This is a genomic window from Bacteroides helcogenes P 36-108, from assembly GCF_000186225.1.
Classification (GTDB): Bacteria; Bacteroidota; Bacteroidia; order Bacteroidales; family Bacteroidaceae; genus Bacteroides; species Bacteroides helcogenes.
This window is the reverse complement of record NC_014933.1, coordinates 2,809,988-2,822,760: the sequence shown is the minus strand read 5'-3', so window position 1 is coordinate 2,822,760 and position 12,773 is coordinate 2,809,988. Positions and strand designations below refer to the sequence as shown.

Annotated in this window: 13 protein-coding genes; 9 read left to right on the top strand and 4 right to left on the bottom strand. The window is 40.2% G+C overall.

Annotation, left to right across the window (positions count from 1 at the left end):
• Positions 1 to 58 precede the first annotated feature (58 nt).
• Positions 59 to 1,816 (top strand): aspartate--tRNA ligase, encoded by a 1,758-nt coding sequence (aspS, locus tag BACHE_RS11480; RefSeq protein WP_013547875.1) that lies wholly within the window; start codon positions 59 to 61, stop codon positions 1,814 to 1,816.
• 18 nt (positions 1,817 to 1,834) lie between these two features.
• Positions 1,835 to 2,212 (top strand): GtrA family protein, encoded by a 378-nt coding sequence (locus BACHE_RS11475; protein ID WP_013547874.1) that lies wholly within the window; start codon positions 1,835 to 1,837, stop codon positions 2,210 to 2,212.
• Positions 2,213 to 2,246: 34 nt separating this feature from the next.
• On the opposite strand, the gene BACHE_RS11470 is transcribed toward BACHE_RS11475, so the two are convergent.
• From BACHE_RS11470 to BACHE_RS11460, 3 genes are all read right to left on the bottom strand, one after another.
• On the bottom strand, positions 2,247 to 3,134 hold the full coding sequence (locus BACHE_RS11470; RefSeq protein WP_013547873.1) for a carbon-nitrogen hydrolase: 888 nt from the start codon (positions 3,132 to 3,134) through the stop codon (positions 2,247 to 2,249).
• 41 nt (positions 3,135 to 3,175) lie between these two features.
• Positions 3,176 to 4,288: an agmatine deiminase family protein gene (locus tag BACHE_RS11465; RefSeq protein ID WP_013547872.1), complete on the bottom strand. Its 1,113-nt coding sequence runs from the start codon at positions 4,286 to 4,288 to the stop codon at positions 3,176 to 3,178.
• Positions 4,289 to 4,369: 81 nt separating this feature from the next.
• Positions 4,370 to 4,915, bottom strand: a complete 546-nt coding sequence (locus BACHE_RS11460) for a ferredoxin domain-containing protein (protein WP_013547871.1) — start codon at positions 4,913 to 4,915, stop codon at positions 4,370 to 4,372.
• Positions 4,916 to 4,999: 84 nt separating this feature from the next.
• Here BACHE_RS11460 and BACHE_RS11455 point away from each other — a divergent pair, with 84 nt between their 5' ends.
• Positions 5,000 to 5,623, top strand: a complete 624-nt coding sequence (locus tag BACHE_RS11455; protein ID WP_013547870.1) for an ABC transporter ATP-binding protein — start codon at positions 5,000 to 5,002, stop codon at positions 5,621 to 5,623.
• A 43-nt stretch (positions 5,624 to 5,666) separates the two neighbouring features.
• On the top strand, positions 5,667 to 6,464 hold the full coding sequence (locus tag BACHE_RS11450) for an ABC transporter permease (protein ID WP_013547869.1): 798 nt from the start codon (positions 5,667 to 5,669) through the stop codon (positions 6,462 to 6,464).
• A gap of 2 nt (positions 6,465 to 6,466) precedes the next feature.
• Here the strand turns inward: BACHE_RS11450 and BACHE_RS11445 are convergent, their stop codons facing one another.
• Positions 6,467 to 6,868, bottom strand: coding sequence for a DUF4891 domain-containing protein (locus BACHE_RS11445; protein WP_013547868.1), 402 nt, complete (start codon positions 6,866 to 6,868; stop codon positions 6,467 to 6,469).
• 135 nt (positions 6,869 to 7,003) lie between these two features.
• Here BACHE_RS11445 and BACHE_RS11440 point away from each other — a divergent pair, with 135 nt between their 5' ends.
• The 5 genes from BACHE_RS11440 to BACHE_RS11420 all read left to right on the top strand — a co-directional run bounded on the left by BACHE_RS11440 (position 7,004) and on the right by BACHE_RS11420 (position 12,771).
• Positions 7,004 to 8,098, top strand: coding sequence for a Nif3-like dinuclear metal center hexameric protein (locus BACHE_RS11440; RefSeq protein WP_013547867.1), 1,095 nt, complete (start codon positions 7,004 to 7,006; stop codon positions 8,096 to 8,098).
• A gap of 5 nt (positions 8,099 to 8,103) precedes the next feature.
• Positions 8,104 to 8,943, top strand: coding sequence for a zinc ribbon domain-containing protein (locus tag BACHE_RS11435; RefSeq protein WP_013547866.1), 840 nt, complete (start codon positions 8,104 to 8,106; stop codon positions 8,941 to 8,943).
• A 140-nt stretch (positions 8,944 to 9,083) separates the two neighbouring features.
• Positions 9,084 to 10,208 (top strand): PCMD domain-containing protein, encoded by a 1,125-nt coding sequence (locus tag BACHE_RS11430; protein WP_013547865.1) that lies wholly within the window; start codon positions 9,084 to 9,086, stop codon positions 10,206 to 10,208.
• Between the two features lie 26 nt (positions 10,209 to 10,234).
• Positions 10,235 to 11,017 carry a porin family protein gene (locus tag BACHE_RS11425; protein WP_041579813.1) on the top strand — a complete coding sequence of 261 codons (783 nt, stop codon included), beginning with the start codon at positions 10,235 to 10,237 and terminating at the stop codon, positions 11,015 to 11,017.
• Between the two features lie 644 nt (positions 11,018 to 11,661).
• Positions 11,662 to 12,771, top strand: coding sequence for an acyltransferase family protein (locus BACHE_RS11420; RefSeq protein WP_013547863.1), 1,110 nt, complete (start codon positions 11,662 to 11,664; stop codon positions 12,769 to 12,771).
• The last annotated feature ends 2 nt before the right edge of the window (positions 12,772 to 12,773 follow it).

The following is a 12,773-nucleotide window of genomic DNA, read 5'->3' as shown; positions in this document are numbered from 1 at the left end:
AATTCCTTATTTATGCGAAGAGATAATAAATATGTAAATAGTCAAATATAAATAGAAAATGTATAGATCACACACCTGCGGAGAACTTCGTATCTCCGATATTAACAAGCAAGTGACACTGGCAGGTTGGGTACAGCGCAGCCGTAAGATGGGAGGCATGACATTCATTGACCTGCGTGACCGTTACGGAATTACTCAATTAGTATTCAATGAAGAAGTAAACTCTGAACTTTGCGAACGTGCCAACCGCTTGGGACGTGAGTTTGTTATCCGGATAACAGGCAGCGTGAATGAGCGTTTCAGTAAAAACAAGAATATTCCAACTGGTGATATCGAAATTATTGTTTCGGAACTGAATGTCTTGAATTCCTCGTTGACGCCACCTTTCACTATTGAAGAAAATACAGATGGCGGAGATGATATCCGTATGAAGTATCGCTATTTGGATTTACGGCGTGCCAATGTTCGCAGCAATCTGGAGCTTCGTCACAAAATGACAATTGAAGTACGTAAATATCTTGATAGCCAGGGATTCATTGAAGTAGAGACTCCCATATTAGTAGGTTCTACTCCTGAGGGTGCACGTGACTTTGTTGTTCCTTCGCGTATGAATCCGGGGCAATTCTACGCTTTGCCGCAAAGCCCGCAAACACTGAAGCAGTTATTAATGGTATCCGGTTTTGACCGTTATTTTCAGATTGCAAAATGCTTCCGTGACGAAGACTTGCGTGCCGACCGCCAGCCTGAATTTACTCAGATAGACTGTGAAATGTCTTTTGTGGAACAAGATGACATCATCAATCTGTTCGAAGGTATGGCTAAATATCTGTTCAAGGAAATCCGTGATGTCGAACTGACCGAACCCTTCTTGCGCATGCCATGGGCTGACGCAATGAAATATTATGGTAGCGATAAACCCGATCTCCGTTTCGGCATGAAATTCGTCGAGCTGATGGATATAATGAAAGGACACGGTTTCTCTGTTTTCGATAATGCTGCATACGTTGGAGGTATCTGTGCAGAAGGTGCTGCAAGCTATACCCGTAAACAATTGGATGCACTGACTGAATTTGTTAAGAAGCCACAGATTGGCGCAAAAGGCATGGTATATGCCCGTATAGAGGCTGACGGTAGTGTAAAATCAAGTGTCGATAAATTCTATACGCAAGAGGTATTGCAAGAGATGAAATCCGCATTCGGTGCAAAACCGGGAGACTTGATTCTGATTCTGAGTGGCGAAGACGTGATGAAAACTCGCAAACAGCTATGTGAACTCCGCCTTGAAGTAGCCGGTCAATTAGGTCTGCGCGACAAGAATAAGTTTGCATTGTTGTGGGTTGTTGACTTCCCAATGTTCGAATGGAGTGAGGAAGAGGGAAGACTGATGGCCATGCACCATCCATTCACTCATCCAAAAGAAGAAGATATTCCTTTATTGGATACCGATCCGGCAGCCGTTCGTGCAGACGCATATGATATGGTATGCAACGGTATTGAAGTGGGGGGAGGTTCTATCCGTATTCATGATGCACAATTACAGGCTAAAATGTTCGAAATATTGGGATTTACTCCAGAAAAAGCTCAAGAACAGTTTGGCTTCCTGATGAATGCTTTTAAGTATGGTGCTCCTCCTCACGGTGGTTTGGCCTATGGGCTTGACCGTTGGGTAAGTATTTTTGCCGGACTTGACAGTATCCGTGACTGCATTGCGTTCCCGAAAAACAATAGCGGACGAGATGTAATGCTGGATGCTCCTTCTGTCATTGACCAAAAACAATTGGATGAACTGAACCTGATTGTTGCAGTAAAAGAATAAGGCAGTAACTCAAAGAGAGTGAAAGAGTCTATACGCATTTTTCGTTTTGCAGCAATTGGCACATTGAATGCTTTGATTATGGCTGTTACCGTTTGGATAATGATGGATAAGCTAAGCATCAATTATATACTTTCTAATGGAACTGCATACACATTAGCACAGATTCATAATTTTATCTGGTGCAAATATTGGATATTTCCCACAAAAAAGAGCAACACTTGGCGTCAAGTGTTGCTCTTTTCCATGGCTTTCGGAACAGCCTATGGGATCCAGTTTCTTTTCCTTATCGGATCGGTGGAAGGTCTTAACTGTAACAAATATCTTGCCCAATTCCTTGGATTGTTTGTTTATGGAGGAGTAAACTTCTTTATAAACAAGAAGATTACCTTTTGCTAAAATTATTAAAGTCAGCCTTCAATCTGTGATTAATTTAGTCCAGAAAACGCTTCGTCAATCCGCCATAAGCATCAACTCTACGATCACGCAAAAATGGCCACCAACGACGCACATTTTCCGAGCGTTCCAAATCCACTTCAACCACAATGTTTTCCGGAGAGTTGTTCCCGGCTTGTGCCAAAAACTCTCCCTGAGGTCCGGCTATAAAACTATTTCCCCAGAATAAGATACCATTGGTCTGCATAGACGGATCTGGTTCATGCCCCACGCGATTGACAGAAACCACCGGCAGGCCATTGGCTACGGCATGACCTCGTTGAGAAATAATCCAAGCATTGAGCTGACGGACTTTTTCATCGTCCTCATCACTACTTTCCCAGCCGATAGCTGTGGGATATATGAGTATTTCCGCACCCCTCAATGACATCAAACGGGCTGCCTCCGGATACCATTGATCCCAGCAAACCAATACACCTAATTTACCCAAAGAAGTTTGGATAGGTTCAAAACCTATGTCACCGGGAGTAAAGTAGAATTTCTCATAATACGCCGGATCATCGGGAATATGCATTTTCCGATATTTCCCGGCTATGCTGCCATCACTTTCAAAAACAACGGCTGTATTATGATACAAGCCGGGTGCACGCTTTTCAAATAGCGATGTAACAAGAACAACATTGTTGGCAGCAGCTAATTCTGAATAGAATCCGGTAGAAGGACCGGGAATAGGTTCCGCCAGATCAAATAACTGTGTATTCTCTGTTTGACAGAAGTACAGGGAGTTGTGCAATTCTTGCAATACTACCAGTTGTGCCCCATGGGCGGCACAGGCTTCAATACTCTGAGTTAGATTCATGAGGTTTGTCCGAACATCGGATGTATTTGCTTGCTGGATGATACCGACTTTTATTTTTCTTGCCATTATCTACTAATATTTGATATTTATAATCTATAACTGAATTATTACAAAACACCTGCGGGATATTGCATTGTGACACAATGCAAAGAACCATGCTGCTTGATCAAAGCACGGCAATCAATTCCAATTATTTCATGATTTGGAAAAGCGTTTTTCAACACTTCTTTGGCAAGGGCATCATTTTTGGTCTGACAATAAGTAGGATAGAGCACAACATCATTCATTATCAAAAAATTGGCATAAGTTGCGGGAAGCCGTTCTCCATCTTCTTCAATACTATCCACCATAGGCAAAGGCAGTAGCCGATAAGGTTCTCCCTTCAGCGTAAGAAATGTTTTTAACTGTTCTTCCATTTTCCGGAGTGCCTCGTAATGTTCATCGGCAACATCGATACACTTCACATAGGCAATGGTGTCGGGTGAACAAAAACGGGCAAGTGTATCAATATGGCTATCAGTATCATCTCCTGCCAAATAACCATGATCCAACCAAAGTACACGTTCTGCATGAAAAACCGAACGAAGATATTCTTCTATTTCAACTCTATTCATTTTCCCGTTACGATTTGGAGAAAGCAAGCACTCGGACGTTGTGAGAATCGTGCCCATACCATCACTTTCAATGGAACCGCCTTCAAGCACAAAATCCAAGTGGTTGATATAAGTCCCCTTTAATATTCCAGCTTCTGTTGCATGGTGCGTAATCAAATTATCTTTGTCGGATGCAAATTTCAGTCCCCAACCATTAAATTTAAAATCGAGAAGGGAAGGTCCATTGGTATCTATCATGGTGATGGCTCCATGATCACGAGCCCAAGTATCATTGGTCTTACATTTCAAAAAACAAACATTATCCATATTGACCGTAGCAGATATCTGTCGTTTCACTTCTTCCGGCTCCGGGGCCACAATAAATAACTTTTCACGTAAGGCTATCTCGCGGGCAATATCAAGAAAACACTTCTGTACTTCATCAAGCATATACATCCAGTCTGTTCCTCTGTGTGGCCAAGTCAACTGTATGCCACTCTGCAATGCCCATTCGGCCGGCAGATGGGGAGCACGCATTTCAACTTGTACTGTCATATTCTTGCCAAACCGTACTTGATAATCTTTTTCAGTAGCACCACCTAACGGTATTCCTACAAAATATCCCATAATTCGTCAATCCTTTTTCCCCTTTAAATGGGGGTATTACATTTTATTTGATTTTATATCACTAAACATATATCCTCTTAGTTATGATTTAGCCGGATTTTCTTTCGGTTTACGATCAAAGAAAGGATTCTTAGAAGATGCACTAACCGGAATAGCGAAAACACTCTTACAGCCTTTCAGCCAATCCAGATGTTGGGCGGCAAGTCCTGCCGAAAACATGACACGGGTATCTACACGCATATCTGCAGCCATAGCACATGCCGAACCAATGGCAATGCCTACATCAACCGTATTCAATGCACATGGTACGCCTTCCGGGCGTTCTGTGCAAGTGGGATAACCGCAATGTCCGCAATTCAACCCCTGAGACTGCTCATGCGTACCTATTATTACGACACACTCAGCCTGCAAAATATTATCTGCATCCCGAAAAAAGAATTTCATACCATGTTCCTCAACCATGGCAACCATTTTCTCCGCCAGTTTTCTTATATCCTCACCCGTAACCAATGCTGCTTCAATAATATCAACACCTTTCCCTTTTGGGGCTGTACGCGCAGCAATTAACATTTGTCTTGCCACATCAAGTACATGCTCATGGCGACAATCACGTTCATTCTGTATCATAATTCTCTGGAATTAATTAGTGAGACAAAGATAGTACAAATATTTTTTTCTATATCTTTGCCGTGGATAAATTAAAGAAACGCCATGCTCCAAATAGAAAATGCCTGCATTGCCTATGATAACAATGTACTTTTTTCAGGATTCAACCTGCATTTAAATCGAGGAGAGATTGTAAGCATCTCCGGCTCTTCAGGATGTGGAAAAACATCCTTGCTCAATGCTATTTTAGGATTTATACCTCTGAAAGAAGGTAGTATCACTCTAAACGGCATATTATTGAAAAAGGAAAGTATAGATATCGTCAGGAAGCAGATAGCATGGATTCCGCAAGAATTAGCACTACCTTTGGCGTGGGTAAAAGATATGGTACAATTGCCTTTCAATCTGAAAGCCAACCGGAACAGCCCTTTTTCCGAATCCAGATTATTTGCCTGTTTTGAAGAACTGGGACTTGAACCGGAACTATATCATAAACGTGTAAATGAAGTGTCGGGCGGACAACGCCAACGTATGATGATAGCTGTAGCATCCATGATAGACAAGTCTCTGATTGTTGTTGATGAACCTACTTCTGCTTTGGATTCAGGCTCAACCGAAAAAGTGCTTTCCTTTTTCCGGCAACAAACAGAAAAGGGGAGCAGTATATTGGCTGTTTCACATGATGAAGGATTCTCTTCCGGATGCGACCGGCACATTAGAATGCAATAAACCTTACTGGTGCTCATGTTTATCAACACAAATATATAAAAGAGTGGGAACAATAGACATATCATATTTTAGTTTAGGTATCGGGCTCCTATTATTGCTGATACCGCTGTTTTACATCTGGAAGTTCAAAACTGGACTTCTACGTGCCACTCTCATCGGTACGGCACGAATGATTGTACAACTGTTCTTTATCGGCATCTATCTAAAATATTTATTCCTATGGAATAATCCGTGGATAAATTTTCTGTGGGTAATAGTCATGGTATTTGTTGCCTCACAAACGGCATTGGCACGTACCGGGCTGAAAAGAAAGGTTCTGCTTATCCCTATCTCCGTAGGATTTCTATGCAGTGTGGTATGTGTAGGCATGTATTTTATTGGGGTCGTCCTACGATTGGACAACATATTCAGCGCCCGATATTTCATTCCGATATTTGGCATACTGATGGGAAATATGCTGTCCAGTAATGTAATAGCTCTCAATACTTATTACAGTGGATTGACAAGAGAACAGCAACTGTACTGTTATCTTCTTGGAAACGGTGCAACAAGAGCAGAGGCACAGGCCCCTTTCATACGTCAAGCTATAGTCAAGGCATTTAGTCCACTGATAGCCAACATCTCCGTCATGGGATTAGTTGCTCTCCCGGGGACAATGATCGGGCAAATTTTGGGAGGAAGTAGTCCTAATGTAGCCATCAAGTATCAAATGATGATTATGGTTATCACTTTTACAGCATCCATGCTTTCACTAATGATTACCATTTCCTTGGCTTCCCGCAAATCATTTGACGCATACGGTAAATTATTACCGGTTACGGTGGAGAAAAAAGAGCACTGACACTATTTCGGCATTTTTTCCGGCATATACCGAAGTTGCACATACTGCTCGCCTGCTTTCACAAAGCCACTGTCTAACATTATTTTAGAGACACGGAACATTTTCATCCTATGTTGAATATACTTTCTGACTTTCCCGTCCTGAGGCTTGACATAGGATAAAATCTCAACTTTGCCAGTAGAATCAATATCTACCTTAGTTTTTACGCTACGTATGGGAATAGGAAACTCTTTTTTTAATGGATCCTTGCTTTTGTCTATCCAAAAAATGGCAGTAGCTTTCGGAGTGGTATCCATCAATTCTTTCGTACCTTCTTCATCGGTAGTTTGGGAATGACTTGACTGTTGGCAAGAAAGCAAGAAAAATGAGAAGAACAAGAAGAATAAGCCCAATAATGTTTTCATACTATTTTGTTATATATTGTGTGACACAAAGATAAAATAAATATCGATTACTTCCAAGCTTTTCATAAAAAGCATAAAAAAGATTCCAGTTTCATTACTTTTTATTATCTTTGTATCCCAAATTCTCTATAGATAATGAAAATTAAAGAGATAGTAAGCGCCCTTGAACGGTTCGCGCCTCTGCCATTGCAAGACGGATTTGATAATGCCGGCCTGCAAATCGGATTGACAGATGCGGAAGCAACAGGGGCTTTGTTGTGTCTTGACGTAACTGAAACTGTGTTGGATGAAGCGATTGCATTGGGGTATAACCTCATCATTGCACATCATCCCCTTATCTTCAAAGGATATAAATCCATAACAGGACGTGATTACGTGGAACGTTGCATCTTGAAGGCTATTAAAAATGACATCGTTGTCTATGCTGCACATACCAATATGGATAATGTAATGGGAGGAGTGAATTTCAAGATTGCCGAAAAAATTGGCTTGAAAAATGTGCGTATACTGGAAGCAAAAAAAAACAATTTGATAAAGTTTGTCACATTTGTGCCAGCAGCGCATGCACAAAGAGTACGACAATCCTTGTTCGATGCTGGTTGTGGGTGTATTGGTCATTACGATTCTTGCAGCTATAATCTGGAAGGAGAGGGGACCTTCCGCGCACAAGAAGGAACACAGCCGTATTGCGGGAAAATAGGAGAATTGCATACAGAAAAGGAAATTCGTATCGAGACGGTATTGCCTGACTACAAGAAAGCAGAAGCTATCAAAGCGTTATTGACCGTGCATCCGTATGAAGAACCGGCATTTGATATTTATCCCTTGCAAAATACTTGGGCACAAGCCGGGGCTGGGATAATCGGTGAGTTAGAAGTGCCGGAAACCGAGTTGGAATTTCTGAAACGTATAAAGAAAACTTTTGAAGTAGGCTGCCTAAAACACAATAAACTGACTGGACGCGAAATCCAGACTGTTGCCTTGTGTGGAGGTGCAGGAGCTTTTCTAATACCACTCGCTATCAATAACAGAGCCGATGTGTTTATTACCGGTGAAATAAAATATCACGATTATTTCGGACATGAGAATGATATATTACTGGCAGAGATAGGGCATTATGAAAGCGAACAATATACCAAAGAAATATTTTATACTATAATCCGGGATTTATTTCCTCATTTTGAAGTCCAATTGACCAAGGTGAATACAAATCCCATAAAATACATGTAACTAAAATGGCTAAAGAAGCAAAAAAAGACCCCCAGGAGTTGACTGTGGAACAAAAGTTAAAAGCTTTGTTCCAGTTGCAGACCATGCTGTCTAAAATTGATGAAATCAAGACGTTGAGAGGTGAACTTCCATTGGAAGTACAAGATTTGGAAGACGAGATTGCCGGTTTAAGTACCCGTATAGACAGAATTAAGGCGGAAGTTGCCGAATTGAAATCTGCTATTGCCGGAAAGAAAGTGGAAATTGAAACTGCAAAGGTTTCCGTAGCCAAATACAAGGATCAGCAAGATAATGTACGTAACAATCGTGAGTACGACTTTCTGAGCAAAGAAATAGAATTCCAGACACTTGAAATTGAACTTTGCGAAAAGCGTATTAAAGAATTTGCTGAACAAGAGGCCGAAAAGTCAGCAGAGGCAGCAGAAAGTCTTTCTGCCCTGGAAGAAAGGCAGAAAGACTTGGACGTAAAGAAGAACGAACTGGACGAAATTATTTCTGAAACAAAGCAAGAGGAGGAGAAACTTAGAGACAAGGCCAAAGACCTCGAAACCAAGATTGAACCACGCTTGCTCCAGTCTTTTAAACGTATCCGTAAAAACTCACGAAACGGATTAGGTATCGTATATGTACAGCGCGATGCCTGCGGAGGTTGCTTTAACAAAATTCCACCTCAGAGACAGTTGGATATCCGTTCTCGCAAGAAAATCATTGTTTGTGAATATTGCGGGCGTATCATGATTGACCCGGAATTGGCAGGTGTGACTCCCGAACAAAAAGAAGAAATAGTAAAGGAGAAACCAGTAAGAGCCAAAAGAAAAATTGTACATATCGGATCGGAAGACTGAGCATAAAATATTTCCATATTAAAAATCGGTAATAGTGAAACATCTATTACCGATTTTTTGTTAAATAAGCACATAATCTCTACTATTAAAGAAAAAAAATATAGTTTTGTATTTAAGAAAATAGATTCAAATTTAGAGACATGAGGCTGAACAGATTATTCATACTCTATTCCTTTATAGGAATATTTGTGACATCGTGCATACGGAATGAAGCACTCAATGCCGAAGCGGATATAACAGCAATATCTTTTCAAACTGATATTCTGGCAAGTTCATATATAGACTTAAATCCTTCTTATGATGAGATTCTGAACGCTTATCCCATACAGATTAACGTCAAAGAAGGCATAGACTTGGCAAATATAGCGCCCGTTTTTGAGCTAACCTCTGGCGCAACCATCAGTCCAGCCAATGGAAGCAGCCAGAATTTCACTAATCCGGTGCACTATACTGTTACTTCAGAAGACAAAAAATGGCAACGCATTTATGCCATTAGCATCAAGGAACAGAAAGTAAGCAATATTCCCACGTCATTTCATTTTGAAAGCGTAAGACTCATCTCAGACAAATACCATGAATTTTATGAGGTATCAAACGGAGAAGAACTGAAATGGGCGAGCGGTAATGAAGGATTCAAATTTGCCATGGGAAGTGCTTCTACCGAAGAATACCCTACGGTGCAATATGCCAATGGGAAAGTTGGAAAATGCGTAAAACTGGAAACCCGTCTCACAGGATCTTTGGGAGCATTGGTCAAAATGCCTATTGCAGCAGGAAATTTATTTATTGGAAGTTTCAATATGCTGAATGCAATTAAAGATCCACTTAGTGCCACCCGCTTTGGAATACCTTTCTACAACAAACCTGTGCGACTGACCGGCTATTATAAATACAAGGCGGGAGAAAAGTTCTATGAAAATGGCGATTATACCTCTCGAAAAGATATTTTCAATATTTATGCCATCTTCTATGAAAAGACAAAAGATATTGATATGCTGGATGGTAATTTGCCAAATGAAAATTACAATCACGCCAATATGGTGGCTCTCGCTCTTCTGTCCGACCCACATGAAACGGATGAATGGAAATACTTTGATATTCCGTTTGACTATGAACGCTATGGAAAGAAGATTGATGAAACCAAACTGATGAATGGCGAATATAAAATAAGTATTATATTCGCATCAAGTAAGGATGGTTCCACTTTTAAAGGTGCTCCCGGCAGTACATTGCTAATAGATGAGGTAGAACTGATTTACGAATGAAGCAACTCTATACAGACAAATATATCATGATAAAAAAGATAATAACATCTATCTTATTGGCATTTTTCGTGCAGATTATGCCGTATGCCCAAGAAAACCAAAATCAGACACTTATAAACGCAGCTCTTCATGGTTGGGAATACGAAATAAAAGCAGGCATCAGTATTGGGGGTACTTCACCATTGCCGCTGCCTGTCGAAATACGGAGTATTGACGCCTATAACCCTACTCTGGCATTCATGATAGAGGGTAACACCATTAAATGGATAGGGCAAAAGAAGAAATGGGGAATAATAACCGGCTTGAGATTAGAAACCAAGAATATGATTACCAAAGCAACTGTGAAAAACTATAGGATGGAAATCACAGGAAATGACGGTAATCGTCTAAGAGGAAACTGGACAGGAGGGGTACAGACAAAAGTGCGTAATGCCTATATAACTGTACCCATGATAGGCGCATATAAGATAAATCCGCGATGTCGCATAAAAGCAGGCGTTTATGTATCCTATCTGATGGATGAAGAATTCTCCGGATATGTGTATGAAGGCTACTTGCGTGAAGATAACCCTACGGGAAAAAAAGTAAATTTTTCTGATGGAGCCATTGCCACTTATGATTTTTCAGATGACTTGCGGAACTTTGTATGGGGAACACAAGTCGGAGTGGATTGGCGCGCATTCAAGCATCTGAATGTTTTTGCCGACCTGGCATGGGGATTAAACGATATCTTCAAAAAAGATTTCAAGACAATCACTTTTGCCATGTATCCCATATACCTGAATGCAGGTTTCGGATACGCCTTCTAAGAAATTGTATAAACAGTGTACTTTTCAACATGATATAATATACTTTTTTCTCATAATTTGTTGATGATGTATAATAAAACACCTATTTTTGCACAAGAAACATTAAAATGGAGAATAAGAAACGAAAAATAAAATTGTAGTAAAGTAAAAGATTAGACATATTAGTATTTGCTATTTATTTCTTTCTCAGTAAAACGACCAAAATGAAAAAGCTCAGAAGAAATAAGTCTGGCGAATACACCTCAAAACGGGGTGTGTTCTATCGGCTTATTAGGTTTGGGCTTGGGTGCTTGGTCGTACCTTCTGAGAACTGATAAGTACGGGTTCACACCTTTTTTATGTCCTTTCACTCCTGCATATATTTACACTCTTGATTAATTAATCCTTAAACCCAAAAACTGCCTATGGACAAATAACCCTTTTCTATTTTCGTACAGATTTCAAATCTTATGCTTCGCCGCATTTTCTCCCATAGAAAAACGACCAATTTATTCTAAGCCCAGAGAAAGGTAAAAGGTGAATGCGTCCCCGTTTTATTTTGTCTTGAATAGGTGCGCTGCCGCTTTTGCATTCTTTTCCCTGAATCGGAAATGCAGAAATGGAGCGCATCTTTTTATTCATAACAATTTAAAACAAACATTCGTATGACAAACGAAAAATTACAATCGCAGACCATCAGCTTTCTGCGTTTCCCCCTTATTGTAGGGGTTGTACTGATACATTCGCATTTCAATGAAGTAGTAATCAATGGAGTCGATTTCATGAAAAGTGATAACTTTCCTGTATATACAACTATTTCATATCTTTTCTCCAGTATTCTTTCAGCTATTGCCGTGCCTCTTTTTTTCTTTATTTCCGGATTTCTGTTCTTTTATAAAACGACCTCTTTTACAGGCCAAGTTTACTTACAAAAGTTGAAGAAAAGGGTACAAACGATTCTTGTTCCTTACATTTTCTGGAATTTGCTGGTAATAGCTTTCTTTTTACTTTCACAAAGCTTCTTGCCCGGATTGATGTCAGGAAAGAACAAAATGATTAGCGACTACTCCGTTTCCGACTGTTTTTGGGCTTTCTGGAATACTAACATGATCACTCCGCCTACGGGCACTGATCTTGCAGCTTATCCCATTTGTTATCAATTCTGGTTTATCCGCGATTTAATGGTAATGATGCTCTTTTCCCCCTTGGTTTACTTTCTGTTGATAAAATTACGTCAATACGCCATATTATGCTTGGGAATTATTTGGTTCTTCGACTGCTGGTTCAATGTTGTCGGATTCAGCATCACAGCTTTTTTCTTCTTTTCAGCAGGTGCGTACTTCAGTGTTTGCCAGAAGAATTTTGTGGAAATAATGAAACCTCTATTTCCTGTCATTATCATGCTATATGGTTTAATAGCGATAGCAGAACTATATTTCATGGATCGAATATGGTGTGATTATCTACACAATACAGGCATCCTGATTGGCATGGTTGCTGCCATTACTCTGACCGTTCATTTCATAGAAAAAGGGAAATGGCAGATAAATTCATTCCTGCCGAACAGCAGTTTTTTTATTTATGCTTATCACGCCATGCCATTGGCTCTTGTTAGCAAGGTTCTATTTAAACTTTTAAAACCGCATTCCGATGAAATGGTACTCGCATTATATATACTCTGCCCCACAATAATAATTTTGACCGGTCTCCTCATCTATAGGTTGCTAAAGAAGTGCCTGCCCCGAATTGCAACTCTCATTACTGGAGGAAGATAACA